Origin of the sequence: Allobosea sp. UC22_33 (assembly GCF_042700715.1) — a bacterium.
Classification (GTDB): Bacteria; Pseudomonadota; Alphaproteobacteria; order Rhizobiales; family Beijerinckiaceae; genus Allobosea.
The window spans coordinates 2,170,473-2,195,017 of sequence record NZ_CP170556.1 but is presented as its reverse complement, the minus strand read 5'-3'; the positions used below and the strand labels follow the sequence as shown (position 1 = coordinate 2,195,017).

The following is a 24,545-nucleotide window of genomic DNA, read 5'->3' as shown; positions in this document are numbered from 1 at the left end:
AGAGGTTGAATGCGCCCCGGCATCGGTTTCGACGCCACCGGTCTCAGATCTGATGGATCAAAGCTCGGGACCGAAACGTGGAAGCCCCGTTTCGAGCAGGTCCGATACTCACCCAGCGAGATTGACCGCCAGCTCGCGGCCGTTAGCACGCTCGGCTGTGTCGCCATAAGCGGAGCGGCTACCTGATGGCCAAGATCGCCGCCTTGGGGGCTTATCTTTATCAGTCGCTCCTCGCCTTCGGCCTGCTCCTCGTCGTTTCCCATCTGCTGCCGGCCGCGGATTACGTTGTCTATTCCCTTTTTGTCGCCATCGTGCAGTTCGCAGACATCGTCTGCTTTCAATGGATACGTGCTGCGTCCAGCCGGTTCTATCCCGGCCCGGACGAGGCGAGCGAGAAAGCCGAGCGCGGCGTTATCCTGGTCGAGCTCGCCAGCAGTGCCGGCATCTGCCTCCTCGGAGCCTTCCTCGCGCCGCTCTTCGGCGCGCCGGTCTGGCTGGGGCTGGTCGGGGCATTGGCGGCGATCCTGCAGGGAGCGGGTGAATTGCACCTGACCATGCTGCGCTTTCGGCAGGAGTTCAGGCTGTTCTCCTGGCTCCAGGGTGCGCGCGCGACGATCCTGGCGGCGGCCACGATCATCGGGGCCGCGTTCCGGCCCGATCTCGCCCATGTGCTCGCCGGCGTCCTGGTCGGCAATCTGATCTACTGCGCCATCGCCTGGGCGCTGTCGCGCCGGGTACTCCCGCTTTCGGCGCGCTGGCAGAGCGATATCGCCAAGCGCAATCTGGTCTATGGCGGTATCTCGGCCGGGGCCGGGGTCGCAACCCTGCTGGTGCCGCTCGGTCTCAAATCCATTCTGCTCGGTTCGCTTGGCACCGCCGCTGCGGGGCCGATGCTGGCGCTCGATCTGCTGCAGCGCCCCTTCATCATGGTCACGTCGTCCCTGCAGGCGATCCGCTTCCCGGAACTGGTGGCCCTGTTCGACCGCAAGGGTGATCCCCAGGCGATTCAGGCCGAACTCGGTCGCTATTACGCGCTTCTGGTCGGTCTCTCCCTGATCGGCGCTGCCGGAATCATCGCCGTGCTCGGCCTCGCGACCGAGCTCGTCATTCCGGCCGGATTGCGGGAGGCGTTCCTGCGGACCGCGCCTTTCGTGATGCTGATGGCGATGCTGCGCGCGCTCATCCAGACCGTCCTCCCGGCAGCGGCCCATCTCCAGCGCCGCCTGCCGATTATCCTGGGGCTTGCGGTTCTCGACTGCGTGCTGACATGCGCCGGCGCTTTCGCCGGAGCCATCCTGTCTTCGGGCGCCGACACGGCCATCGCCGCCGGAGCGGCTGCGGGCGCGGCAGCGGCGACGGCGATCGGCGTGCTCATGCTGCGCTGGAGGTCTTTCGCAATGCCCTGGCAGCCGGTCATGCTGCCCGCGGCGGCGCTTGTGCTCGCTTGGTTGATCTCACGCTGGCTCGCCGGCGATCCGCTGATGGCGGCCGGATTGGCGGCTGCGGTTGCGGCCGGCCTCAGCGCCCGTTCCCTGCTCACCCTCGTCCGCTGGATCGCACGCTGAGGCATCATGAACGATACGCCCAACCCGAAACCAGCCATCATCGTCGTCGCGATCGCCACCAGCGGGCGCCGTGAAGTGCTGCGCGATACGCTGGCGCAGATCGACCGGCAGGAGCGGCGCCCGGACCGCATCCTGATCTGCCCGGTCGCTGCCGATGACGTCGACTGGGACCATGCCGCGAGCCTGACGGTTCCGGCGGAGCGGGTCGACGGCCCACGGGGGTCGAGCGCGCAGCGCAACGCCATCCTCGACCGGGTGGGTGCTCCGGACCTGATCGTGTTCTTCGACGACGATTATCTGCCGGCTGATCGCTTTCTCGCCGAGACGGAGCGGCTCTTCCAACAGAACCCTGATATCATCGCGGCGACCGGCCATCTCCTGGCCGACGGCATTCGCGGCCCGGGAATCGGGCTGCCGGAGGCGCTGGCGCTGCTATCGGCGGACAGGGCGCCGGAGCGACCCGACGTGAAGCCGATCGACAATCTCTATGGCTGCAACATGGTCGCGCGCTTCGCGGCGATGACGCATGCCAGCGCGCGCTTCGACGAGAACCTGCCGCTCTATGGCTGGCACGAGGATATCGATTTTTCCGGCCAGCTTCGCAGCCATGGCCGGATCGTCTTCGCCGAAGCCTTGCGCGGCGTGCATCGCGGCGTGAAGCGCGGCCGCACCTCCGGCGTGCAGTTCGGCTACTCGCAGATCGCAAACACGGTCTATGTCGTGCGCAAGGGCACGATGCGCTGGCCGCGGGGGCTCCGATTTGCGATCGGCAACCCCATCGCGAATGCGTTGGGCTGCCTGCGGCCGCAAGGCATCGTCGACCGGCGCGGCCGCCTGAAGGGCAATTTGCTCGCCCTGTGGGACCTGCTGCGCGGAAAGCTCGATCCGCGGCGCATCCTGTCCCTACGCTGAGCCGCTGTCGCGTTTGGCCATATCGGCGACGACGGCCAGCAAGGCCTGTGCGCTCTTGTCCCAGGAAAAGCGCTCGAGATTGGCCTCGCCCTTCGCGACGAGCGCGGCCCGTTGCTGCGGGTGCTCGACGATCTGCCGCATCGCCTGCATCAGCCCGGCCTGATCGCGCGGATCGAAATACAACGCGGCATCGCTGCAGGCTTCGCGCACCGGGGGAATGTCGGCGGCCAGCACGGGGCAACCCTGGCTCATCGCCTCCAAAGGCGGGATGCCGAACCCTTCATAGAGGCTGGGAAAGACGAAGGCACCGGCATGGCGTTCGAGCGCGGCGATCTGCGCATCGGGGAGGCGCCCTGTGAAAACCAGATCCTCGGCCGCGTCGAGCGCGCCGCCGCGGAAGACCCCGGGCTCGATCCCGCCGACAATCACGAACCTCCAGTCGCTCAGCCCGAGGGCTGCGAAGGCGCGGATCGCGAAGGCGATGTTCTTGTTGGGCTTCAGTGTGCCGACCAGTAGGAAAAATTTCTTGCCACGCAGATTGAATGTGTCGAGCACGGCGTCATCGGGCGCGATCGCGGCGAAATGATCGGTCGCGTTGTGGATCACCGGGATATTCTCCGGCGCGACACCGAAGATCGTGCCGAGTTCGCCGCGTGAGAACCGGGAGACGGTTGCGATGCGCGCGGTGCGCGTCAGCCCGAAGCCGAGGAGCTTGTGGGTGGTGCGATAGGCTCTGCTGAACGCTTCCGGATGGCGGAAGATGGTGACGTCGTGGATCACGACGAGCTGCCGGCGGTGGAGCAGGGGGCCGCTGCCGCCGAAGCCGACGAGGATATCTCCTGCGGCGCGGCGAGCGAGCGCAGTCTGTTCCCAAAGGTGGCCCGAGAAAGGGCCGAAGCGCTCCAGGGCGATATGCCGGAATTCGCTGGTTTCAGGGGTGCCCTGCGGGGCGAGCAGCCGCCAGCGCGCGTCCTTTAGCGCTTCGGGTACGGTTCCTGCGCCGATCCTGCGATCCAACGCTCTGGTCAATTCGAGAGCGAAGCGCTGCACGCCGGTGAGCGGCTGGCCGAGGAAGCGGCCGTTGATCGAGATCACCTGCAAGGCCTGTGTCTGCAACTCTTGGGCACCGCCATCCGGAATTCGTCCGCCGACATTGCCGGACGACGGATGAAGGTCAGGTTACCCGCGCGTCGGCGCGGGGCCGAAGGAGAAAATCATGTCAAGTGGTTGCGTTATAGGAATTTAAGCTTATTGTGTTCCTTGTTCGTTCTTATTCTGCCATGCGGCAGCGAGGCGAGCCGATTCAGACCAACACCGCTACGGAGTTTTCAATGCCTGGCTATCGCATTTTCGATGATCTGGTGATCGCGGACCCCGCCACCCCGGCGCCGTCCGGCTTCACCCCCGGATCGGTCGGAGCCGCCATCGAGGCTGCCCGGAATGCCGCCAAACCCCTCCAGCTTCGCCCCGGCACCTATGACATATCCAATATCGACATTCTGACGACGAACGGCTCCGGCCGTGCCATCGAGGTTTTCTGCGCTGCCGGCGAGGCTGTCCTGAGGCTGACTGGCGGCAATTATGGCCTGCGGGTGTCCGGCCAAGTCGGCATGACCTTCCGAAACCTCGTCTTCGACGGGCAGAACCTGGGTTTGCCGGCCTATTCCGCTCCGAACGTCATCACAGCAGCGGCAGGTCTCGTCATCGCTGACAATGCCTATGACGCCACGTTCTCGCGCTGCACGTTCCGCAACACGGCCAAGACCGGCAGCGAGCCGGCCGGGTCGTACAAGGCCGCGCTCCTGTGCGTGAACGATTCACGACCGCGCATCAGCGACTGCAGCTTCGACAATATCGACGTCGCCGTCTGGTCGTTCAGTTCGGAGACCCTGGTCGAGGGCTGCCGCGTCGTGGGCGCCAGGAACAATGGTGTCGCGATCTACGGGACGCTCGGGAGCGGCGGCAATCTCTCGGTCGTTCGCGACAGCTTCTTCAACTTCGTCGGCAGCGATGCCGGCACGGGCGCCAACGGCAATGCTGTCTCAGCCTATCTGGCCAACGATGTTTCGATCACCGGCAACACGATCTTCAACTGCGCGTTCTCGGCAGTCCGTGTGAATGGCGGCTCGCGTGTCCTCATCCAGGGCAATTCCTGCTGGAACATCCGCGAGGCCTGCCTCTATTACGAAGCGCCGGGCGCGGGGCAGAACGGAACCGGTGCAACCATCGTAAACAACCGCGTCGATACCGCAGGCGACGGCATCAATGTCGGTAATTCCGGTTATTACAACGATGGCGTCGCCCGCCGCTCGGTCGTGGCCGGCAACCAGATCAGCAACCTGACCCCCACTGCGATTCCGGGCTCGGGAGGGGTCGGAAACTACAACACCACTGCCATCGGCATCACCGTGGAACAGGATTCCGTGGTGAGCGGGAACATCGTCGAAGGGGCGGCCGGCGGCATCAAGCTCGGCGTGGCTGAAGGCGCGCGTGATCTGATCTGCGATGGGAATTTGATCCGCAGCTGCGGCGTCGGCATTGCCTTCTCGTCGAACGCCCAGGCTGGCAAGATGGTCCTGAGCAACAATATCATTTCCGACGCGGGCGCAAATGCGATCGTGTCTGCATCGACGGTCGGACTCTTCCCGCCCTTGACGAGCTATAACGCCAATCTCGCTTCCCAGACGGCGGGAAGCTCCGGGCAGATCCTCATCGTCGACAATCGGGCCTCTTGACGGGCAGGCGACACCGCATAAAAAAGCCGGGGCGCGAAGGCGCCCCGGCAAGTCTGTGCCAGCCGGCGCTTATGGCGCCGGCCGATCGCCTCAGTACGAGTAGTACATCGCGAACTCGACCGGGTGCGGCGTCATCTCGAAGCGCGCCACATCCTGCATCTTGAGCTCGATATAGCTCTCGATGAAGTCGTCGGAGAAGACGCCGCCGGCCTTGAGGAAGGCGTTGTCCTTCTTCAGCGCTTCCAGCGCCTCGCGCAGCGAGCCGCAGACGGTCGGGATCTTCTTCAGCTCGCGCGGCGGCAGGTCGTAGAGGTCCTTGTCCATCGCCGGGCCGGGATCGATCTTGTTCACGATGCCGTCGAGGCCGGCCATCATCAGGGCCGAGAAGGCGAGATAGGGGTTCGCCATCGGATCGGGGAAGCGGACCTCGACGCGCTTGGCCTTCGGCGAGGTCGTCCACGGAATACGGCAGGAGGCCGAGCGGTTGCGCGCCGAATAGGCGAGCAGAACCGGGGCCTCATAGCCCGGGACGAGGCGCTTGTAGGAGTTGGTCGAGGGGTTGGTGAAGGCGTTCAGCGCCTTGGCGTGCTTGATGATGCCGCCGATGTACCAGAGGCACTCCTGCGACAGGTCGGCGTATTTGTTGCCGGCGAAGAGCGGCTTGCCGTTCTTCCAGATCGACTGGTGGACATGCATGCCCGAGCCGTTGTCGCCATAGACCGGCTTCGGCATGAAGGTCGCGGTCTTGCCGTAGCTCTGGGCGACGTTGTGGATGCAGTACTTGTAGGTCTGCAGCTGGTCGGCGGTCTTCACCAGCGTGTCGAACTTCATGCCGAGCTCATGCTGGGCCGAGGCGACCTCGTGATGGTGCTTCTCGACGGCGACGCCCATCGAGGCCATGGCCGCGAGCATCTCGCCGCGCATGTCCTGCGCCATGTCCTGCGGCGGGACCGGGAAGTAGCCGCCCTTGGTGGCGATGCGGTGGCCGAGATTGCCGCCCTCGTAATCGGTCATGCCGTTGGTCGGCAGCTCGGCGGCGTCGAGCTTGAAGCCCGTGTTGTACGGGTCGGCGGAGATCTTGACGTCGTCGAAGATGAAGAACTCGGCCTCGGGGCCGACATAGACGGTGTCGCCGATGCCGGTCGACTTGAGATAGGCCTCGGCCTTCTTGGCGATGCCGCGCGGGTCACGGCTATAGGGCTCGCCGGTGGCGGGCTCAAGCACGTCGCAGTTAATGACCATGGTCGGAGCCGAGAAGAACGGGTCCATCACGGCGGTCGTCGGATCCGGCATCAGCAGCATGTCGGAACTCGTTGATCGCCTTCCAGCCGGCGATCGAGGAGCCGTCGAACATCGTGCCCTCGGCGAAGATGTCCTCGTCGATGATGCTGACATCGAAGGTCCAGTGCTGCCACTTGCCGCGCGGGTCGGTGAAGCGGAAGTCGACGTATTTGACGTCGTTGTCCTTGATCGCCTTGAGGACATCCTTGGCGCTTTTCATTTCAGCAATTCCTCTTGCCAGCCATGTTCACATTCACGCTGCCGCACCCGGCTCCAATCCGGCCTGCGGCTCGTTATTCAATGAGGCGGGAGAAGTCCTCAGATCGCGTCCGCGCCGGTCTCGCCGGTGCGGATGCGGATCACCCCCTCGATGGTCGATACAAAAATCTTGCCATCTCCGATGCGGCCGGTCTGGGCGGCCTTCATGATGGCCTCGATGGCACGATCCAGCATGTCGTCGGCGAGCACGATCTCGATCTTCACCTTCGGCAGGAAATCGACGACGTATTCGGCGCCGCGATAGAGCTCGGTATGGCCCTTCTGGCGGCCGAAGCCCTTGGCTTCCAGGACGGTGATTCCCTGCAGCCCGACTTCCTGGAGGGCCTCCTTCACCTCGTCCAGCTTGAAGGGCTTGATGATCGCTTCGATCTTCTTCATGCGCCGACCGGCCTCCTTGCGTGTCGAAGTCCGGCCTGGGCCGGACTGTCGCTGATGGCGCCCCTCGGCGCGGGAAAGAGCCCCGCAGCCTCGGACGCTTGCAACCCTGCTTCTGCTCATAGCATTGGCGCCGACGCCCCGCCATGCGGCAGCGCCTGTTGGGGCGCCTGACGAAAAGGCAATAAACAGCACAAAAAATGAGCATATGCGTATCTGTTGATCATAAGCGGCATTCCGCCGCAACTTGCGGCCTGTCCGGCCCCGCCTGAAGATGCGGCATGGATGACACGAACACCGATCGCGCGGGCAAGGCGGAGCTCGCCTTGCTGACCACGCAGCAGATTGCGATGGCCGATCGCGCCGCGATCGCGGCGGGCACGCCCGGCATCGAACTGATGGAGCGCGCGGGGCGCGCGGTGGCGCATGCCGTGCTCAGGCGGGCAGGGGCCCGCGGCTGCGTCATGGTGCTCTGCGGACCCGGCAACAACGGCGGGGACGGTTTCGTCGCGGCGCGCCTTCTGCGCGAGAATGGGCTGAAAGTCCGCGTGGTGTTGCCGGGCGGTTCGGACGGCTTCAAGGGCGACGCCGCCATCGCGCTCGAGCGCTGGGCCGGCGCGGCCGAGCCGCTGAGCGCGCTCGGTGCAGCGCATAGCGATATCCTCGTCGATGCGCTGTTCGGCGCCGGCCTGACGCGCCCGCTCTCCGGGGCCTTCGCCGAAGCGGTGGCCTTTCTCAACGGGATGGGGTGCCCCGTCGTCGCCGTAGACATCCCGAGCGGCGTGTCCGGCGATACCGGTCGGGCGGAAGGCATTGCTGTCAGGGCGAGCGAGACCGTCACGTTCTTTCGATTGAAACCCGGGCACTTGCTCCAGCCGGGGCGGTCGCTCTGCGGCCCGGTGACGGTCGCCGATATCGGCATTCCGGCTCGCGAAGCGCTGGATGCCGTCGGGTCGTCGGCCTTCCGCAACGATCCCGCGCTCTGGCGGCAGGCCTGGCCGAAACAAGAGGTCGATACGCATAAATTCCGGCGCGGTGCGGTTGCCGTGCTGGCTGGCGGGGTGGCGGGCGTCGGAGCGCCGCGGCTGAGCGCCCGCGCTGCGTTGCGGATCGGTGCCGGGCTTGCGACTCTTCTCTGCGAGCCTGCGGCCTTGCCGATCCATGCAGCGCGGGGGCCGGATGCGCTGATGCAGCGAGCGGTGGCCGATGGGGCCGCCTTGGAGGTATTCCTGGAGGATCGCCGGATCTCCGGCATCCTCGCGGGACCGGCGCTCGGTCTCGACCGACGGGCGCAGGATCTGGTGCGTGCCGTGATCGAAAGCGACCGGCCGGCCGTGCTGGACGCCGATGCGCTGACCGCCTTGGCGGGTTTTTCTGACGGTGGCGCGCGCCTTCTCCGCGGCCGCCATGGTGAGGCGGTGCTGACGCCGCATGAGGGCGAGTTCCAGCGCCTGTTCGGGAGGGAAACCGCGATTGCCGGTGAGCCGTCGAAGCTCGAGCGGACCCGCAAGGCCGCCGCGCTGTCAGGCGCCGTCGTCGTCTACAAGGGAGCCGATACGGTGATCGCGGCTCCGGACGAGCGCGCCGCCATCAACGCAACGGGATCAGCGGCGCTGGCAACGGCAGGGTCGGGCGACGTGCTGGCCGGCATGATCGCCGGCCTGCTGGCCCAGGGCATGCCCGCGTTCGAGGCGAGCTGCGCGGCCGTCTGGCTGCACGGCCTCGCCGGGGAGAGGCTCGGAATGGGGCTGATCGCCGACGATCTGCCGGAGGCGATTCCGTCGCTGATGCGGGACCTTCCCGTGGCTTGACGCAAGCCGGCAGCAAAAGGCCCGCCCCGTTTCCACGGAGCGGGCCTGTTCAGCGGTCTATCCGCTTAGCGCAGCGTCCGTCAGGTGCCGGAATACGTCACGCTCGGCGCGGACTTGAGCTGGTCCTTGGTCATCGTGATCTTGCCGTGATCCGGATACATGGCCGGCGCCTTCGGGGCTGCCGCAGCCGGCGGCGAGGCCATGCCGCCACCCGTACCGCTGGCACCACCAGCCGGAGCGGGCGCCGGCGCCGGCGGCGCGATCGGCTGGTCGCTCCAGGTCACCTGATCGAAGGGCACCGCGACATCCTTCGAGCCGATGCCGAGGAAACCGCCGACGCCGATCGTGACCATCTCGACCTTGCCGGTCTTGTCGACGATCACCTCGGTGACGTCGCCGACCTTCTTGTCGTCGGGGCCGTAGACGTCGACGCCGATCAGCTTGCTGGTGCGCCACTTGCCCTGGCCGGCGAGATTGGTTTCGGCGGCGGTGCTGGCGGTCGACTGTGTTGCGCTTGGCGCGGCGGGCGCCGAGGAGGGCGGCGTCGGCGCGCTGGTCTGAGCCATGGCGGCCGTGGCGAGCATCGCGACACCAACGGTGGACAACATGAGATGATGATGCCTGATCATATCTTCCTCCAGAAAGTTTCCGCTTTGAAGCGGGGTCGAATTGATAACTAGCGAGAGGCGGATTTGTTCGAGCAGCCGTCCATTTAATTTCGATGATCGATCGAAATATACGGTTGGAGAGGCCATATACGTGTTATATGGCATGGTGCCGTCAGGATTGACTTGATCCTGTCGGGCGTTTGCTAGCCGTTCGGAGCTGTGCTCCAATGCCGCATTCGTGCAACGTCGCAGCCGAGCGCGCTGTTCCACCCCGGCTCTACGAGGTGCTCCGATGCCCGCGATCCCGGTTACGCTTCTCGTCGACGAACGCACGCTGGCCATGCTCGACCGTCATATCGACATCCATCGGCAGGGCCGTTCGCGCGCCGATGTCGTCATGGAAATTCTTGTCGCCTGGGCGGCCAGCCCGGAGCATGCCGCGGAGCCCGACGAGGGGCTGCGACCTGAAGACCTTAATGCGAGCAACGATTCCTGAAGTGCCGGACCGGGCCCTTGCGTCAGTCGTCGGCGTCGTCTCGGCGCAATTCGAAGGCGAGCATGGCTTCGGCAAGCGCCTGCAGTTCGCGTTCCTTCTCGTCGCCGTCCGGCATTGCGTTCAGTTCTTTCACGCGCTGCTGGGCGCGATCGTAGTCTTCGTCGGTATGGATCGCGATGGGTAGCTTCACAGGCTTGTTCTCCTAAGGCAGCGGGGCGGGATATCCGCCAGCGGTGAGGGATGCGGCGCGTCCATGGCGGCGAACGGCTCCCGATGTCGATCCGAACCGCTTTCGGGCAGGGCAGGTTCCACCCGCGGCGCAGCGGGGCTTCGATTTAAGCCTTCGGCAAGGGCGTGCCGACATGATGAGCGCTTCCCGGCTGGATGCAAGGTGCCGAAAGGACAGGCGATGCGAGGTTTTCTGATGTCGACCTGCCTGGCGGCGGCGATGATGGCAGCGGCCGGCACGCCGGCATCCGCCTTCTGGCAGCGATCGCAGGTCTCGGCCTGTTCGGATGCCACAACCGATGCGGAGCGTCAGCACCTGCGCTGCTGGGAGCTCAATGCCTATGCCGACCCCGGCTGGCCCGCGCTTGGCGGGGCCGGTGGTGCGTATCTGCTGCCTGCGCCGGCGCTTCGCCCGGGCCACGGACACAAGGGTGGCGGCGTGACCCGGCGGCTTGGGTGAAAGATGTGATGAAGGGAGCTGGTCGCGACCAATCTTCACGGAACGTGTTGACCGGCGTCGCTCGGCTCCGTATTCAGCGGCCCGGTGAGGGCGGGTAGCTCAGTGGTAGAGCACGTGACTTTTAATCATGTGGTCGTGGGTTCGATCCCCACCCCGCTCACCAGCGCCAGCACCCGTCATGCCTGATTTTGTGCCGGCTGCCGATCGGTTCGATCGGGTGCGTTAACCCGTCGGAAACCAAACCGCCCTAGCGTTTCGGCATGGTTATTCGCCGCGGTCTCCGGTCGATCTTCGTGACATTGGCCCTCTATCTCGTGTCGGGGGCGGCAGTGGCCTATTTCATGTTCCACGCCCAGCACGGCGCGCGCGGCCTCGAGGCGCGCGGCGCGATCCGGGAATCGCTGCGCGATATGGAGGGCGAACTCGCGGCCTTGACGACCGAACGCAAGTTCTGGGAGCAGAAGCTCGCCCTGGTGCGCAGCGAGGCCGTCGATCGCGACCTCCTCGAAGAGAATGCCCGCGAGATCCTCGGCCGGACCCACAAGAACGACGTCGTCATCATGGGCCGCTGAGCCGCGGCTGCCGAGGCATCTTCCCAAGCCAGCGTGGCCAGCCTGCTTGCCGTTTCAGCGTCGGCGCGTCCGGCAGGCGAGTTCCATCTTTCGATCCGAAGGTTCCGGAAGCTGCGACGCTTAGTTCCGGACGTATCGATTAACTGAAATCCGGTTCACATAGCCGAATCCTTGTTTTTCAAAGGGTTATCCTATGCTGCATTGCGAGATAGCGTGCTCGCCAAGGTTTTTTCGATCCTCTACAACAATAGTCGGATGACCTTGGAGGACCGCCTATGGCTGTTGCTGCGCGTAAGTCGAAAGCTCCCGCTCAACCCAAAGCCGCTGCAAAGCCGGCAAAGGCCCGCGCGGGCAAGGAAAGCGCCGGCAAGGTCGAGGGGGCCCTCAGCAACACACCGACCTTCAGCAAGGACGAAGATCTCCACGCCTATCGCGAGATGCTGCTGATCCGGCGCTTCGAGGAGAAGGCCGGCCAGATGTACGGCATGGGCCTGATCGGCGGCTTCTGCCATCTCTATATCGGCCAGGAAGCCGTCGTCATCGGCATGCAGATGGCGTCGAAGGATGGCGACCAGGTCATCACCGGCTATCGCGACCACGGCCATATGCTGGCCTGCGGCATGGAATTGCGCGGCGTGATGGCGGAACTGACCGGCCGGCGCGGCGGCTATTCGCGCGGCAAGGGCGGCTCGATGCACATGTTCAGCCGCGAGAAGAACTTCTACGGCGGCCACGGCATCGTCGGCGGGCAGGTCTCGCTCGGGACGGGGCTCGCCTTCGCCGACTGGTATCGCGGCGACAACACGGTCTCGATGACCTATTTCGGCGACGGCGCGGCCAACCAGGGCCAGGTCTACGAGAGCTTCAACATGGCCGAGCTCTGGAAGCTGCCGGTCGTATTCGTGATCGAGAACAACCGCTACGCCATGGGCACCTCGGTCAACCGCGCCTCGGCGCAGACCGATTTCTCCCGTCGCGGCGTCTCCTTCAACATCCCCGGCGAGCAGGTCGATGGCATGGATGTCCGCGCCGTGCGCGAAGCCGGCCTGCGCGCCATCGAGCATGCCCGCTCCGGCAAGGGGCCGTATATCCTGGAGATGCAGACCTATCGCTATCGCGGGCATTCGATGTCCGACCCAGCGAAGTACCGCTCTAAGGACGAAGTTCAGCGCATGCGCGAGGAACACGATCCGATCGAGCAGGTGCGCGCCCGTCTCGTTCGCGACTTCAAGGTCGGCGAGGACGAACTCAAGGCGATCGACGCCAAGGTGCGCGAGATCGTCAACGATGCCGCCGAGTTCGCGACCCATGATCCCGAGCCGGATCCGTCGGAGCTCTACACCGACATTTTGCTGGAAGCCCCGCGGGGCTGATCGCCCCGCATCTCTCCGGCCTTCATCCTTTTCCCCGCGTCTTAGAATCCGGGTGCGTTCATGCCGATCGACATTCTCATGCCTGCGCTTTCTCCCACCATGGAGGAAGGAAAACTGGCCAAGTGGCTGAAGAAAGAGGGCGATCAGGTCAAGGCCGGCGATATCATCGCCGAGATCGAGACCGACAAGGCCACGATGGAGGTCGAGGCGGTCGACGAGGGCATCCTCGCCAAGATCGTGGTGCCGGACGGCAGCGAGAACGTCGCGGTGAACACGCTGATTGGCGTGATCGCCGCCGAGGGCGAGGATGTTGCGGCCGCTGCCAGCGGTGGCGGCAAGGCTGCTGCTCCCGAAGCCAAGGCCGCGCCTGCGTCGGCCCCCGCTGTTGAAGCCGCTCCGGCTGCTGCAGCTTCGGTCGCCAGCGTTCCCGCTCAGGCCAAGGCCTATGATTCCTCGTCGGAATTCCCGGCCGGCGCCGAGATCGTCAGCACCACGGTTCGCGAAGCGCTGCGCGACGCGATGGCCGAGGAGATGCGCCGTGACAAGGACGTCTTCGTCATGGGCGAGGAGGTCGCCGAGTATCAGGGCGCCTACAAGGTCACGCAAGGGCTGCTGCAGGAATTCGGCGCCAAGCGCGTCATCGACACGCCGATCACCGAGCACGGTTTCGCCGGCATCGGCGTCGGCGCGGCGCTCTCCGGCCTGAAGCCGATCGTCGAGTTCATGACCTTCAACTTCGCCATGCAGGCGATCGACCACATCATCAACTCCGCCGCCAAGACGCTCTACATGTCCGGCGGCCAGATGGGCGCGCCGATCGTGTTCCGCGGTCCCAACGGCGCGGCCGCCCGCGTCGGCGCCCAGCACAGCCATGATTATGCGGCGTGGTACTCGAACGTGCCCGGCCTCAAGGTCGTGATGCCCTACAGCGCCTCCGACGCGAAGGGCCTGCTGAAGAGCGCGATCCGCGACCCGAACCCGGTGATCTTCCTCGAGAACGAGATCATGTACGGCAAGTCCTTCGACGTGCCGAAGGGCGACGACTTCCTGATCCCGATCGGCAAGGCGAAGGTGGTGCGTCCCGGCACGGACGTGACGATCGTCTCCTTCGGCATCGGCATGACCTATGCGCTCGGCGCGGCCGAGGCGCTGGCCAAGGAGGGCATCGAGGCCGAGGTCATCGACCTCAGGACGATCCGTCCGATGGATATCGAGACCGTCATCGCCTCGGTGCAGAAGACCAATCGCTGCGTCGCGGTCGAGGAGGGCTTCCCGCAGTCCGGCGTCACCGCCGAGATCGGCATGAAGATCATGGAGGCGGCCTTCGATTATCTCGACGCGCCCGTCGCCCGTGTCACCGGCAAGGACGTGCCGATGCCCTACGCGGCGAACCTCGAGAAGCTCGCGCTTCCGAACATCGGCGAGGTCGTCGCGGCGGCCAAGGCCGTCTGCTATCGGTGAGCAGCCATGGGGCACGAGACTGCACAGATTACCAAGTTAATCTCTATAACAAACGCAGACGGTTGGTGGGCGCGTTACAACTTCGATCCGAGCGCCCCCGAAACTACTGAATATGAGCGGGTAGTTGTTTGGGCCGCTGTCGAAATTAAGTGGAATAACGGTGACAAGCAGCAACGCGTGATTGGCGTTGGGGCCGGCGATCTCTTCTATCTGAATGATTTCGCGAAGGAGAACGACGCAATTGTCGATCTCTTAGGCCGAGATTATTTCCACCAGAATGATTTTGCGGTCATCGGTAAAACCTTGAAGCCGTTCGACGAGATCGGAGCGTCTTAAAATGCCGACGAACATCCTGATGCCCGCGCTCTCTCCCACCATGGAGAAGGGCAATCTCGCCAAGTGGCTGAAGAAGGAAGGCGACACGATCAAGTCCGGCGATATCATCGCCGAGATCGAGACCGACAAGGCCACGATGGAGGTCGAGGCGGTCGACGAGGGCATCCTCGCCAAGATCGTGGTGCCGGAAGGCACGGCCGATGTTGCGGTCAACGAGATCATCGGCGTGATCGCCGGCGAGGGCGAGGACGCCAAGAGCGTCTCCGCGCCGGCTGCCGGTAGCGCCGCGCCCGCCAAGGCCGAGGCTCCGAAGGCTGAGGCTCCGGCCCCCGCTGCGGCTCCCGCTTCGGCTGCGGCCGCTCCCGCGGCGGCTCCGGCTTCCTCCGGCGGCAGCCGCTCCTTCGCCTCGCCGCTTGCCCGCCGGCTCGCGAAGGACGCCGGGCTCGACCTCAATGCGATCAAGGGCTCGGGCCCGCATGGCCGCATCGTCGAGAAGGATGTCGAGGCTGCCAAGGTCGGCGGCGGCGCCAAGGCCGCGCCGGCTGCTGCTGCTACCGTAGCTCCGGCCGCCAAGCCTCCGGCCGCGCCGCTTGCGAGCGGTCCCTCCGACGAGCAGGTCAAGAAGCTGTTCGAGCCGGGCTCCTACGAGGAAGTCCCGCATGACGGCATGCGCAAGACGATCGCGCGCCGCCTGACCGAGGCCAAGCAGACCGTTCCGCATTTTTACGTCACCGTCGATTGCGAACTCGATGCGCTCTTGAAGCTGCGCGGGGAGCTCAACGCCGCGGCGCCGGAGAAGGACGGCAAGCCGGCCTATAAGCTCTCGGTCAACGACATGGTGATCAAGGCGCTGGCGCTGGCGCTCAGGGCCGTGCCGGACGCCAACGTGTCCTGGACCGACAACACCATGCTCAAGCACAAGCATGCCGATGTCGGCGTCGCCGTCTCGATTCCCGGCGGCCTGATCACGCCGATCATCCGCGATGCCTGCCACAAGAGCCTGTCGCAGATCTCCAACGAGATGAAGGACATGGCGGCCCGCGCCAAGGCCCGCAAGCTGAAGCCCGAGGAGTACCAGGGCGGCACGACGGCGGTCTCCAATCTCGGCATGTTCGGGGTCAAGGACTTCGCGGCGATCGTCAATCCGCCGCATGCGACGATCCTGGCGGTCGGCGCCGGCGAGCAGCGCGTCATCGTCAAGGGCGGCCAGCCGGCTGTGGCGACGGTGATGTCGGTGACGCTCTCGACCGATCACCGCGCCGTCGACGGCGCGCTCGGCGCCGAGCTTCTGGCGGCGTTCAAGGGCTATATCGAAAAGCCCATGGCGATGCTGGTCTGAGCGGCGGGGAGAGAGACCATGGCTGACTACGACATCATCGTCATCGGCTCCGGCCCCGGCGGCTATATCGCCGCCATCCGGGCCGCCCAGCTCGGCTTCAGGACCGCAATCGTCGAGCGCGAGCACCTTGCCGGCATCTGCTCGAACTGGGGCTGCATCCCGACCAAGGCGCTGCTGCGCTCGGCCGAGATCCTGCATTACGGCCAGCACGCCAAGGATTACGGGCTGGTTCTGGAGGGCTCCTTTAAGGCAGACTTGGAAGCCATCGTGAAGCGTTCGCGCGGCGTCGCCGCGCGGATGAACAACGGCGTCCAGTTCCTGATGAAGAAGAACAAGGTCGACGTGATCTGGGGCGAGGCCAAGCTGACCAAGGCCGGCACCATTGCGGTCGCGCCGACCAAGAAACCGGCGATGCAGCCCCAGACGCCGCCGCCCAAGAACGCCAAGGGCGAGGGCACCTATACCGCCGACCACATCATCGTCGCGACCGGCGCAAGGCCGCGCGCGCTGCCCGGTCTCGAGCCGGACGGCAAGCTGATCTGGACCTATTTCGAGTCGATGGTGCCGGCCAAGATGCCGAAATCGCTGCTCGTGATGGGCTCCGGCGCCATCGGCATCGAGTTCGCCTCGTTCTACCGGACGATGGGCGTCGAGGTCACGGTGGTCGAGGTGCTGCCGCAGGTCGTTCCGGTGGAGGATGCCGAGATCGGCGCCTTCGCGCGAAAAGCCTTCGAGAAGCAGGGCATGAAGATCCTGACCGGCGCCAAGGTGACCAAGGTCGAAAAGGGCGCGGACTCGGTCACCGCCCATATCGAGGACGAGAAGGGCGGCAAGCAGACGATCACCGCGGACCGGATGATCTCGGCCGTCGGCGTGGTCGGCAATATCGAGAATCTCGGCCTCGAGACGCTCGGCGTGAAGACCGACCGCGGCTGCATCGTCATCGACGATCTCTGCCGGACCAACGTCAAGGGCGTCTATGCGATCGGCGATGTCGCCGGCCCGCCGATGCTGGCGCACAAGGCCGAGCACGAGGCGGTGATCTGCGTCGAGGCGATCAAGGGCCTGCATCCGCACCCGATGGACAAGCTGATGATCCCGGGCTGCACCTATTGCCACCCGCAGATCGCCAGCGTCGGCCTGACCGAGGCGAAGGCCAAGGCCGCCGGCCACGAGATCAAGGTCGGCCGCTTCAACTTCGTCGCCAACGGCAAGGCCGTTGCGCTCGGCGAGGATAGCGGCCTGGCCAAGACGATCTTCGACGCCAAGACCGGCAAGCTGCTCGGCGCCCATCTCGTCGGCCCGGAAGTGACCGAGCTGATCCAGGGCTTCGTCGTCGCCATGAACCTCGAGACGACCGAGGAAGAGCTGATGCACACCATCTTCCCGCATCCGACCCTGTCGGAGGTGATGAAGGAGAGCGTGCTCGACGCCTACGGCAAGGTGCTGAACGCCTGAGGCAAACGACGATAACGGAGAGCCTGCGGAGCTGGCTCTCTGCAGGCGCGGCGGCGGCGGGGGAGCAGCTATGAAGCGCTTGGGTGTGAGAGTTCTCGCCGGTCTTGCGGCTGCCTTGTTCGGCAGCGCCGGAGCCCTGGCCTGCGAAGGCGACAAATGCGCCAACGGCCTGGCCTATGAGGCGTTCGGCGCGGCGCCCGGCGGTGGCGGGCGTCCCGTCCTTGCCGTTTTCGTCCATGGCGATGTCTCGGCCGGTGGGCCTGCCGATTACATGTATGCCTATGCCCGTCAGTTCGCTGCCGGACGCAAGAATGTCGTCGCCGTCGCCCTGCTGCGGCCCGGCTATTACGACCGTACCGGCCATCGCAGCGACGGCTCCGACAACGGCCGGCGCGATACGTTCCACTCCGGCAACAACAGTGCCGTCGCCGGCGCGATCCGCGAGTTGAGGCAGCGTTTCAATGCCCGCAGCGTCGTCGCTCTCGGCCATTCCGGCGGTGCGGGCACGATCGGCGTGGTTGCCGGCAACAATCCGGGCCTGATCAATGGCCTCGTGCTGGTGTCCTGCCCCTGTGACGTCCCGGCCTGGTATGCCAGCCGCGGCCGGCGCCCCGGCTCGGCCCAGTCGCCGGTGGACTATGTGTCCGGCATCCCCGGCGGCACCCCGATCGTCGCGGTCACCGGCCAGGCCGATGACAACACCCGCCCGGAGCTGGCGACGGATTATGTCGCCAAGGCGCAGGCACGCGGCTTGGCGGCGAAGGTGCAGCTTGTCGGGGGCGGGCATGGTTTCAGCGGCGCGCTGGCGGCAAGCTCCGTTTCCGCGTTGGGTGCGATGGCGCGCTAATTCATAGCGATAAAGGGACCGGGACCGGCTTGGCGTCGCCCCACCCGCGCTCCATATTGCGCCGATGCCGCCACGCACCCGCAAATCATCCAAGCCCGACCGCGTCGTCCGCGACGAGGAGATCGAGATCCTGCCGCCGCGCCGGACGCTGCCCCTCGACTGGAGCGTCATCGTGCCGACGGTCGCCTCCGGAACCGTCATCGGCTTCGCCGCAAGCCTCATCGTGGGAGGCGGCGGGGTGATCCGCCACGCGGTCGTCGGCGTGCTCGGGATGCTGATCGGGCAGGGGATCGTGCGCCTGACGGGTTGGCGCCTGAATACCGGCTACAGCTTCCTCGACGATGCCGGCATGGCGGTGATCGGCGCGATCCTCGTCATCCTGCTGGCACGTTTCATCGCGTGAGATAACATCGCGGCTGGAACCGGCTCAGACCGGGACCGTTGATTGCGCGCGCATCCGTGCATGGCTAGGGGAATATCCGCGATGGAAAGCTTTGCCGCCACCATGGCCCAGCCGGGCTATGGCTTCTTCATGACGCTGCTGATCGGCATCATCGCCGGCTGGATTGCCGAGCGCCTGACCTCGTCCGACCACGGGCTCTTCACCAATATGCTGGTCGGCGTCGCCGGTTCGTTCGTCGGCGCCAAGGTCGCCGAACTCCTGGCGATTCCGGTCTTCGGCTTCTGGCGGACGCTGGTCGCGGCGGTGGCCGGCGCCGTTATCGTCATCGTGATCTGGAACGCGGCCCGCGGTCGCCGGTGAAGCTCTGTTGCCGGGGCCGGCAGTTGCGGCGGAGCGCTTTGGGCATTAGCTAGAGGGAGCCGGCTTGGCCGGCTCCCGCTGTTGAAGCCCGGACCCTGTTATGGCGCTTGTTCTCGACCTGCTGAACCGCGATCCGCGGCCCAATGCCGGCAACCCGAAGGCGCAAGCCGCGGAAGTCCGTCATCCCGAAAAGCAGAAGCGCCCGGAGAACCCGGTCCTGCGCAAGCCGGACTGGATTCGCGTCAAGGCGCCGGGCTCGCCGAAATGGGCCGAGACCAAGGCGATCGTGAAGGCCGAGAAGCTGGTCACGGTCTGCGAGGAGGCCGGCTGCCCCAATATCGGTGAGTGCTGGGAAAAGAAGCACGCCACTTTCATGATCATGGGCGACACCTGCACGCGGGCCTGCGCCTTCTGCAACGTGAAGACCGGCGTGCCGCAGCCGCTCGACCTGGAAGAGCCGCGCAAGGTGGCTGACGCCGTCGCCAAGCTCGGACTCGAGCATGTCGTGATCACCTCGGTCGATCGCGACGACCTCAAGGATGGCGGCGCCGAACATTTCGCCAATGTGATCCACGCCATCCGCAAGGCCTCTCCCGGCACCACGATCGAGATCCTGACGCCGGATTTCCTGCGCAAGCCCGGCGCGCTCGAAGTGGTCGTGGCGGCCAAGCCCGACGTCTTCAACCACAATCTCGAAACCGTGCCGGGCAAGTACCTGAAGGTCCGCCCGGGCGCGCGCTATTTCCATTCGCTGCGCCTGCTGCAGCGGGTGAAGGAGCTCGATCCGACCATCTTCACCAAGTCCGGCATCATGGTCGGCCTCGGCGAGGAGCGGAACGAGGTGCTTCAGCTCATGGACGACCTGCGCTCGGCCGAGGTCGATTTCATGACGATCGGCCAGTATCTCGCGCCCTCGCGCAAGCACCATGCGGTGATCCGCTTCGTCACGCCCGACGAGTTCAAGAGCTTCGAGACCATCGCCTATGCCAAGGGCTTCCTGATGGTGTCCTCGACGCCGCTGACCCGCTCCTCGCATCACGCCGGCGAGGATTTCGCCCGTTTGCGGGCCGCGCGCGATGCCCAGATCGGTATCGGCCACAACGGCCGCGGCTGAGAAGGCGCATTCTCGATGCCGATGTTCAACAGCACCCGCCGGGTGAGGCACTCGCCCGGGCAGATGTTCGCGCTCGTCGCGGATGTCGAGACATATCCGCAGTTCCTGCCGCTCTGCGAGGGGCTGACGGTGCGCCGGCGTACGCCGCGCGAGAGCGGCGGCGAGGTGCTGCTCGCCGATATGAGCGTCGGCTACAAGGCGATCCGCGAGACCTTCACCAGCCGCGTCACGCTCGATCCGGCCAATCTCAAGATCCTCGTCGAATATGTCGACGGGCCGTTCCGCTATCTGGAGAACCGCTGGACCTTCAAGCCGCATGAGGCGGGCTGTGAGATCGGCTTCTTCATTTCCTATGAATTCGCCAGCCGGATGCTCGGCCTCTTGATGGGCGCGATGTTCGACAAGGCTTTCCGCAAATTCGCCGAAGCCTTCGAGAAACGGGCCGAGCTGGTCTATGGCCGCGGCGCGGCGCCGGCGATCGGCGCCTGATCAGGGCCCGGTCAGCACCGTCTCGCGTAGCAGGTCGAGCGCCTCCAGCACGCTGAGCCGGCGGACCTCGTCGCGCGACTGCTCGCCGAAGCGGCGCTCGCGATGGCGCGTGCCGGAAGGGCCGGCGCAGGCGAAGTGAACCAGGCCGACCGGCTTCTCCACGCTGCCGCCGCCGGGGCCAGCGACGCCGGTGATCGAGACCGCGAAAGTGGCATTGAGGCGTTGGCGCCCGCCTTCCGCCATCGCACGGGCCACCGGCTCGCTGACGGCGCCGTGCTGCTTGATCAGCGCCATCGGAACGCCGGCAAGCGCGGCCTTGGCCTCGTTGGAGTAAGTGATGAGGCCACCCTGAACCATCGAGGACGATCCGGCGATCGCGGTCAGCGCACCGCCAACGAGGCCGCCGGTGCAGGATTCGACCGTCGCGACCGTGAAGCCGCGCTCCTTGCTCATGTTGAGCAGCTCGGCTGCGAGCAAGCGGATGTCGGGATCGAACATGGCTAGTCCTCCTCGGGCAGGCGGATCGTTGCCGTCCCAAATGCGACGAGGCCCTCGCGCCGGCCGGTGAAGCCCATGCGCTCCGAGGTCGTCGCCTTGATCGCGACCTTGCTTACGGGAATGCCGGCGATCGCCGCGATCTCGGCGCGGATGGCCTCGCGATGCGGACCGATCTTCGGCGCTTCGCAGACGACGGTGAGATCGAGGAAATCGATCCGACCGCCGCGCTCGCGGACACGCGCTGCCGCGAAGGCGAGGAACTGCGCCGAGGCCGCGCCGCGCCATTGCGGATCGCTTGGCGGGAAATGCGTACCGATATCGCCGTCTGCGAGCGCGCCGAGCAGGGCGTCGGTCAGGGCATGCAACGCGACGTCGCCGTCGGAATGGGCGATGACGCCCTGGTCGTGCCCGATCCGGACGCCGCCGAGCCAGACATGGTCGCCGGGGCCGAAGGCATGGACGTCGTAGCCGGTGCCGACCCGCGTCACGAGGGTCTTGCCGGGGTGCGCCGCGGCCCGCGGGAAATCCGCGGCATGGGTCAATTTCACATTGGCCGGGTCGCCCTGGAAGGTCGCGACGGGGTGACCGGCCCATTCCATCAGGGCGGCATCGTCGGTGAAGCCATGGAGGAGCGCCGCTTCCGCGGCTTCATGGGCCTCCAGCAGCGGCCTGAAGCGGAAGGCCTGCGGGGTCTGGACTGTGACGAGCTGGTCGCGCGGCGGGGTTTCGGCGACATGGCCGTCGGCGCTGGTGCGCTTCACCGTATCGGTCACGGGCAGGGCGGGGATCGCGGCGATGCCTCCAGCAGCTAGCCGGTGGATCGCCGCACTGATCTGGGCGCGAGAGACGAAGGGCCGGGCGGCGTCATGGACGAGCACGATGCCGTCGAAGCCCTCGCGGGACAGCGCAAGCAGCCCGCGCCGCACGGAGGCCTGGCGCGTCGCGCCGCCGAGAGTCGGGGCTGCAAGCCGGGTGCTGTCGATGCCGGCCATGGCATTGGCATAGCGCGCCTCGTCGCCTTCGCCGATGACGACGGCGATGCGCTCGATCGACGGCTCCGCCAGGAAGGGCGTCAGCGCATGGGCGAGAACCGGGCGTCCCTCGACGAGGCGATATTGCTTCGGCTCGCCATCGCCGGCCCGCAGGCCGCGGCCAGCCGCGACCAGCAGGGCGGCAACCGGCGGGAGCGCATCGGATTGGCGGAGCACGGCGCGGGATCCTATCTGCAAGCGGGTCATGGGCGCATGCCATAACCAATTCTGCCGCGATCGGGCAGGGGGTGCGACGCTGTTGCATTGCAGCATTCCGCGTAAGCGCTTGCGCTCATGCAGCATTGTCCAATAAATATGCATTGAGAGAAATGCCTTAAAAGCAGGCTGGCCCTTTGGACATCGCAGGTATCCCGATCGCGTCCCGCGCCTTCCTGGCGCCGATGTCCGGCGTGACCGACATCGTCATGCGCCGCCTCGCGGCCCGCAGCCATGCCGGAATCGTGGTGTCGGAGATGGTCGCGTCGGACGAGTTCGTGCGCGGCAGCGAGGAAGCGCGCATCCGCGCCGAGGGCGAGGGCGTTTCGCCGCATGTCGTCCAGCTTGCCGGTTGCGATCCCTACTGGATGGGAGAGGCGGCGCGGCTGTCCGAAGCCAACGGCGCCGATATCGTCGATATCAACATGGGCTGTCCGGCCAAGAAGGTGACGGGCGGCTGGGCCGGCTCCGCCCTGATGCGCGATCTCGATCATGCGATCGCGCTGGTGGAAGCTGCCGTCGCCGCCACGAAGGTGCCGGTGACGGTCAAGATGCGCCTCGGCTGGGACGATGCCTCCCGTAACGCGCCGGAACTCGCCCGCAGGGCAGTCGATGCCGGCGCCCGGATGATCACGGTCCATGGCCGCACGCGCCAGCAATTCTACAAGGGTACGGCCGATTGGGGGGCGATCGCAGCGGTGCGGGCGGCCGGTGATTTCCCATTGGTCGCCAATGGCGACATCCATGATGTCGCGGATGCCAGGGATTGCCTCGATCAGTCCGGCGCCGATTTCGTCATGGTCGGGCGCGCCGCGCTTGGACGGCCCTGGCTGGTCGGCGAGATCGGCGCGGCGCTCGACGGGCGCCCGTTCCGCCGGCCGACGCTGGCCGAGAAGCTGGCCCTGGCGTGCGAACATTACGAGGGCCTGCTGGCCTTGATCGGCGTCGCGCATGGCGTGCGCCATGCCCGCAAGCATCTGGCTGCCTATGCGGATGATGCCGTTGCCGATGGCTGCGAGCCCGATGCGGAGCTGCGCCGCAGCCTCCTGACCTCCGACGAACCCAAGCAGGTCCTGGCGGCGCTGACCGGCCTGTTCTCGACCGACCACAATCGCGAAGCGGCTTGACGCCGCAAGGAGCAGCCGATGACGGCGATGTTTGCCGACAAGGGGCTTGGAAGCCGCAGCGCCTACCTGCTCGATCCGATCGAGGTCCAGGCGCTGAACGTGCTGCCCATGCCGGTGCTGGTGATTGGCGAGAGCCATGCCGTGATCTATGCGAACACGGCGGCCGAGGATTTCTTCCAGTCGAGCGCCGCCCTGCTCAAGCGCCAGCGCATCGACGACCTCATCGCCTTCGGCTCGCCGGTGCTCGGGCTGATCGAGGAGGTGCAGCGCCGCGGCGCCAGCGTCAGCGAATACCGCCTCGATCTCGGCACGCCCCGCCTCGGAACCGATCACATCGTCGATGTCTTTGCCTCTCCCTTGCCCAGCCAGGGCGATGCGGTCGTGCTGATGCTGCAAGAACGGACAATTGCCGAAAAAATGGACAGGCAATTGACGCATCGTGGGGCAGCGCGCTCGATCACGGCGCTGGGCGCCATGCTGGCCCATGAGATCAAGAACCCGCTTTCGGGGATCCGTGGCGCGGCGCAGCTCCTCGAAGGCTCGATCTCCGACGAGGACCGGATGCTGACGCAGCTCATCTGCGACGAGACCGACCGGATCGTGAAACTGGTCGAGCGTGTCGAATTGTTCGGCGACGAGCGGCCGAGCGAGCGCGACGCGGTCAATGTCCATGACGTGCTCGACCATGTGAAGCGCCTGGCCCAATCCGGCTTCGCCCGGCATATCCGCTTCACAGAGGCCTACGATCCGTCGCTCCCGCCGGTTGCCGGCAATCGCGACCAGCTCGTCCAGGTGCTGCTGAACCTCGTCAAGAATGCCGCCGAGGCGATCGGCGAGGGCGCGATCGACGGCGAGATCACGCTGACGACCGCCTATCGCCCGGGCATCCGCCTGCAGGTGCCCGGTTCCTCGGAACGCATCGCGCTGCCGCTCGAAATCGCCGTGCGCGACAACGGGCCGGGCGTGCCGCCCGATCTGGTGCAGCACCTGTTCGATCCCTTCGTCACGACCAAGGCCCAGGGAAGTGGCCTTGGACTTGCACTTGTCGCCAAGGTGATCGGCGATCACGGCGGAATCGTCGAATGCGAGTCCGTTCCGCGCCGGACGCATTTCAGGATCCTCCTGCCCCTGCACCAGCTCAGGTCGGGGCAGGCAACGTAAAGGCCTCAAG

General features: G+C 65.9%; 25 protein-coding genes, 1 tRNA gene and 1 pseudogene. 20 read left to right on the top strand and 7 right to left on the bottom strand.

Features of this window, described 5'->3' with window-relative positions; genetic code table 11:
- The first annotated feature begins 185 nt into the window (after positions 1-185).
- Positions 186-1,565: a hypothetical protein gene (locus ACFJGT_RS10470; RefSeq protein WP_377848453.1), complete on the top strand. Its 1,380-nt coding sequence runs from the start codon at positions 186-188 to the stop codon at positions 1,563-1,565.
- 6 nt (positions 1,566-1,571) lie between these two features.
- Complete coding sequence (locus tag ACFJGT_RS10465; protein ID WP_377848452.1) at positions 1,572-2,477, top strand: glycosyltransferase family 2 protein; 906 nt, start codon at positions 1,572-1,574, stop codon at positions 2,475-2,477.
- On the opposite strand, the gene ACFJGT_RS10460 is transcribed toward ACFJGT_RS10465, so the two are convergent.
- Complete coding sequence (locus tag ACFJGT_RS10460) at positions 2,469-3,527, bottom strand: glycosyltransferase family 4 protein (protein ID WP_377848451.1); 1,059 nt, start codon at positions 3,525-3,527, stop codon at positions 2,469-2,471. The two genes, ACFJGT_RS10465 and ACFJGT_RS10460, sit on opposite strands and share 9 nt — an antisense overlap.
- A gap of 281 nt (positions 3,528-3,808) precedes the next feature.
- Between ACFJGT_RS10460 and ACFJGT_RS10455 the strand changes: the two genes are divergently transcribed.
- Positions 3,809-5,212 carry a TIGR03808 family TAT-translocated repetitive protein gene (locus ACFJGT_RS10455; RefSeq protein WP_377848450.1) on the top strand — a complete coding sequence of 468 codons (1,404 nt, stop codon included), beginning with the start codon at positions 3,809-3,811 and terminating at the stop codon, positions 5,210-5,212.
- Positions 5,213-5,302: 90 nt separating this feature from the next.
- Here ACFJGT_RS10455 and glnA read toward each other — a convergent pair.
- Together glnA and ACFJGT_RS10445 are read right to left on the bottom strand one after the other, a co-directional pair.
- Positions 5,303-6,713, bottom strand: a pseudogene (gene glnA / locus ACFJGT_RS10450) (type I glutamate--ammonia ligase).
- 98 nt (positions 6,714-6,811) lie between these two features.
- Entirely contained in the window at positions 6,812-7,150 is a 339-nt protein-coding gene (locus ACFJGT_RS10445) for a P-II family nitrogen regulator (RefSeq protein WP_265059502.1), read from the bottom strand.
- 278 nt (positions 7,151-7,428) lie between these two features.
- Between ACFJGT_RS10445 and ACFJGT_RS10440 the strand changes: the two genes are divergently transcribed.
- Entirely contained in the window at positions 7,429-8,958 is a 1,530-nt protein-coding gene (locus tag ACFJGT_RS10440) for an NAD(P)H-hydrate dehydratase (protein WP_377848449.1), read from the top strand.
- Positions 8,959-9,038: 80 nt separating this feature from the next.
- Here ACFJGT_RS10440 and ACFJGT_RS10435 read toward each other — a convergent pair whose 3' ends face one another.
- Positions 9,039-9,566 (bottom strand): PRC-barrel domain-containing protein, encoded by a 528-nt coding sequence (locus ACFJGT_RS10435; protein ID WP_377848448.1) that lies wholly within the window; start codon positions 9,564-9,566, stop codon positions 9,039-9,041.
- A gap of 292 nt (positions 9,567-9,858) precedes the next feature.
- On the opposite strand from ACFJGT_RS10435, the gene ACFJGT_RS10430 reads away from it, so the two are divergent.
- Complete coding sequence (locus ACFJGT_RS10430) at positions 9,859-10,062, top strand: hypothetical protein (protein ID WP_377848447.1); 204 nt, start codon at positions 9,859-9,861, stop codon at positions 10,060-10,062.
- 22 nt (positions 10,063-10,084) lie between these two features.
- Here ACFJGT_RS10430 and ACFJGT_RS10425 read toward each other — a convergent pair whose 3' ends face one another.
- On the bottom strand, positions 10,085-10,252 hold the full coding sequence (locus ACFJGT_RS10425) for a hypothetical protein (RefSeq protein ID WP_377848446.1): 168 nt from the start codon (positions 10,250-10,252) through the stop codon (positions 10,085-10,087).
- Between the two features lie 234 nt (positions 10,253-10,486).
- Between ACFJGT_RS10425 and ACFJGT_RS10420 the strand changes: the two genes are divergently transcribed.
- The 13 genes from ACFJGT_RS10420 (at position 10,487) to ACFJGT_RS10360 (ending at position 20,502) form a co-directional block, all read left to right on the top strand.
- Complete coding sequence (locus ACFJGT_RS10420) at positions 10,487-10,750, top strand: hypothetical protein (RefSeq protein ID WP_377848445.1); 264 nt, start codon at positions 10,487-10,489, stop codon at positions 10,748-10,750.
- 88 nt (positions 10,751-10,838) lie between these two features.
- Positions 10,839-10,913, top strand: a tRNA-Lys gene (locus ACFJGT_RS10415).
- Positions 10,914-11,043: 130 nt separating this feature from the next.
- A complete protein-coding gene (locus ACFJGT_RS10410) occupies positions 11,044-11,322 on the top strand; it encodes a septum formation initiator family protein (RefSeq protein WP_377848444.1) in 279 nt (92 codons plus the stop codon).
- Positions 11,323-11,597: 275 nt separating this feature from the next.
- Complete coding sequence (pdhA, locus tag ACFJGT_RS10405) at positions 11,598-12,695, top strand: pyruvate dehydrogenase (acetyl-transferring) E1 component subunit alpha (RefSeq protein WP_377848443.1); 1,098 nt, start codon at positions 11,598-11,600, stop codon at positions 12,693-12,695.
- 60 nt (positions 12,696-12,755) lie between these two features.
- The gene (locus ACFJGT_RS10400; protein WP_377848442.1) at positions 12,756-14,156 is read left to right on the top strand and encodes a pyruvate dehydrogenase complex E1 component subunit beta; all 1,401 of its coding nucleotides are present in this window, start codon (positions 12,756-12,758) and stop codon (positions 14,154-14,156) included.
- 6 nt (positions 14,157-14,162) lie between these two features.
- Entirely contained in the window at positions 14,163-14,492 is a 330-nt protein-coding gene (locus ACFJGT_RS10395; protein WP_377848441.1) for a hypothetical protein, read from the top strand.
- 1 nt (position 14,493) lies between these two features.
- Positions 14,494-15,831 carry a pyruvate dehydrogenase complex dihydrolipoamide acetyltransferase gene (locus tag ACFJGT_RS10390; protein WP_377848440.1) on the top strand — a complete coding sequence of 446 codons (1,338 nt, stop codon included), beginning with the start codon at positions 14,494-14,496 and terminating at the stop codon, positions 15,829-15,831.
- 18 nt (positions 15,832-15,849) lie between these two features.
- Positions 15,850-17,289: a dihydrolipoyl dehydrogenase gene (lpdA, locus tag ACFJGT_RS10385; protein ID WP_377848439.1), complete on the top strand. Its 1,440-nt coding sequence runs from the start codon at positions 15,850-15,852 to the stop codon at positions 17,287-17,289.
- Between the two features lie 70 nt (positions 17,290-17,359).
- Complete coding sequence (locus ACFJGT_RS10380; protein ID WP_377848438.1) at positions 17,360-18,136, top strand: alpha/beta hydrolase family protein; 777 nt, start codon at positions 17,360-17,362, stop codon at positions 18,134-18,136.
- 64 nt (positions 18,137-18,200) lie between these two features.
- On the top strand, positions 18,201-18,539 hold the full coding sequence (locus tag ACFJGT_RS10375; RefSeq protein WP_377848437.1) for a GlsB/YeaQ/YmgE family stress response membrane protein: 339 nt from the start codon (positions 18,201-18,203) through the stop codon (positions 18,537-18,539).
- Between the two features lie 81 nt (positions 18,540-18,620).
- Positions 18,621-18,899 (top strand): GlsB/YeaQ/YmgE family stress response membrane protein, encoded by a 279-nt coding sequence (locus ACFJGT_RS10370; RefSeq protein ID WP_377848436.1) that lies wholly within the window; start codon positions 18,621-18,623, stop codon positions 18,897-18,899.
- Positions 18,900-18,999: 100 nt separating this feature from the next.
- Complete coding sequence (lipA, locus tag ACFJGT_RS10365; RefSeq protein ID WP_377848435.1) at positions 19,000-20,013, top strand: lipoyl synthase; 1,014 nt, start codon at positions 19,000-19,002, stop codon at positions 20,011-20,013.
- Positions 20,014-20,028: 15 nt separating this feature from the next.
- Positions 20,029-20,502: a type II toxin-antitoxin system RatA family toxin gene (locus ACFJGT_RS10360; protein WP_377848434.1), complete on the top strand. Its 474-nt coding sequence runs from the start codon at positions 20,029-20,031 to the stop codon at positions 20,500-20,502.
- Here ACFJGT_RS10360 and ACFJGT_RS10355 read toward each other — a convergent pair whose 3' ends face one another.
- Positions 20,503-21,000 carry a CinA family protein gene (locus ACFJGT_RS10355; RefSeq protein ID WP_377848433.1) on the bottom strand — a complete coding sequence of 166 codons (498 nt, stop codon included), beginning with the start codon at positions 20,998-21,000 and terminating at the stop codon, positions 20,503-20,505. It abuts the gene before it with no gap.
- A gap of 2 nt (positions 21,001-21,002) precedes the next feature.
- Positions 21,003-22,208, bottom strand: coding sequence for a bifunctional 2-C-methyl-D-erythritol 4-phosphate cytidylyltransferase/2-C-methyl-D-erythritol 2,4-cyclodiphosphate synthase (locus ACFJGT_RS10350; protein ID WP_377848432.1), 1,206 nt, complete (start codon positions 22,206-22,208; stop codon positions 21,003-21,005).
- A gap of 176 nt (positions 22,209-22,384) precedes the next feature.
- On the opposite strand from ACFJGT_RS10350, the gene dusB reads away from it, so the two are divergent.
- Together dusB and ACFJGT_RS10340 are read left to right on the top strand one after the other, a co-directional pair.
- Positions 22,385-23,374 (top strand): tRNA dihydrouridine synthase DusB, encoded by a 990-nt coding sequence (gene dusB, locus ACFJGT_RS10345; protein ID WP_377848431.1) that lies wholly within the window; start codon positions 22,385-22,387, stop codon positions 23,372-23,374.
- Between the two features lie 27 nt (positions 23,375-23,401).
- On the top strand, positions 23,402-24,535 hold the full coding sequence (locus ACFJGT_RS10340; protein ID WP_377848961.1) for a nitrogen regulation protein NR(II): 1,134 nt from the start codon (positions 23,402-23,404) through the stop codon (positions 24,533-24,535).
- The last annotated feature ends 10 nt before the right edge of the window (positions 24,536-24,545 follow it).

Coding starts and splice junctions, on each gene's coding strand:
- ACFJGT_RS10470 (WP_377848453.1), top strand. CDS start 186: ATGGCCAAGATCGCCGCCTTGGGGGCTTATCTTTATCAGTCGCTCCTC.
- ACFJGT_RS10465 (WP_377848452.1), top strand. CDS start 1,572: ATGAACGATACGCCCAACCCGAAACCAGCCATCATCGTCGTCGCGATC.
- ACFJGT_RS10455 (WP_377848450.1), top strand. CDS start 3,809: ATGCCTGGCTATCGCATTTTCGATGATCTGGTGATCGCGGACCCCGCC.
- ACFJGT_RS10445 (WP_265059502.1), bottom strand. CDS start 7,150: ATGAAGAAGATCGAAGCGATCATCAAGCCCTTCAAGCTGGACGAGGTG.
- ACFJGT_RS10440 (WP_377848449.1), top strand. CDS start 7,429: ATGGATGACACGAACACCGATCGCGCGGGCAAGGCGGAGCTCGCCTTG.
- ACFJGT_RS10435 (WP_377848448.1), bottom strand. CDS start 9,566: ATGTTGTCCACCGTTGGTGTCGCGATGCTCGCCACGGCCGCCATGGCT.
- ACFJGT_RS10430 (WP_377848447.1), top strand. CDS start 9,859: ATGCCCGCGATCCCGGTTACGCTTCTCGTCGACGAACGCACGCTGGCC.
- ACFJGT_RS10420 (WP_377848445.1), top strand. CDS start 10,487: ATGTCGACCTGCCTGGCGGCGGCGATGATGGCAGCGGCCGGCACGCCG.
- pdhA (WP_377848443.1), top strand. CDS start 11,598: ATGGCTGTTGCTGCGCGTAAGTCGAAAGCTCCCGCTCAACCCAAAGCC.
- ACFJGT_RS10400 (WP_377848442.1), top strand. CDS start 12,756: ATGCCGATCGACATTCTCATGCCTGCGCTTTCTCCCACCATGGAGGAA.
- ACFJGT_RS10395 (WP_377848441.1), top strand. CDS start 14,163: ATGGGGCACGAGACTGCACAGATTACCAAGTTAATCTCTATAACAAAC.
- ACFJGT_RS10390 (WP_377848440.1), top strand. CDS start 14,494: ATGCCGACGAACATCCTGATGCCCGCGCTCTCTCCCACCATGGAGAAG.
- lpdA (WP_377848439.1), top strand. CDS start 15,850: ATGGCTGACTACGACATCATCGTCATCGGCTCCGGCCCCGGCGGCTAT.
- ACFJGT_RS10380 (WP_377848438.1), top strand. CDS start 17,360: ATGAAGCGCTTGGGTGTGAGAGTTCTCGCCGGTCTTGCGGCTGCCTTG.
- ACFJGT_RS10375 (WP_377848437.1), top strand. CDS start 18,201: ATGCCGCCACGCACCCGCAAATCATCCAAGCCCGACCGCGTCGTCCGC.
- ACFJGT_RS10370 (WP_377848436.1), top strand. CDS start 18,621: ATGGAAAGCTTTGCCGCCACCATGGCCCAGCCGGGCTATGGCTTCTTC.
- lipA (WP_377848435.1), top strand. CDS start 19,000: ATGGCGCTTGTTCTCGACCTGCTGAACCGCGATCCGCGGCCCAATGCC.
- ACFJGT_RS10360 (WP_377848434.1), top strand. CDS start 20,029: ATGCCGATGTTCAACAGCACCCGCCGGGTGAGGCACTCGCCCGGGCAG.
- ACFJGT_RS10355 (WP_377848433.1), bottom strand. CDS start 21,000: ATGTTCGATCCCGACATCCGCTTGCTCGCAGCCGAGCTGCTCAACATG.
- ACFJGT_RS10340 (WP_377848961.1), top strand. CDS start 23,402: ATGTTTGCCGACAAGGGGCTTGGAAGCCGCAGCGCCTACCTGCTCGAT.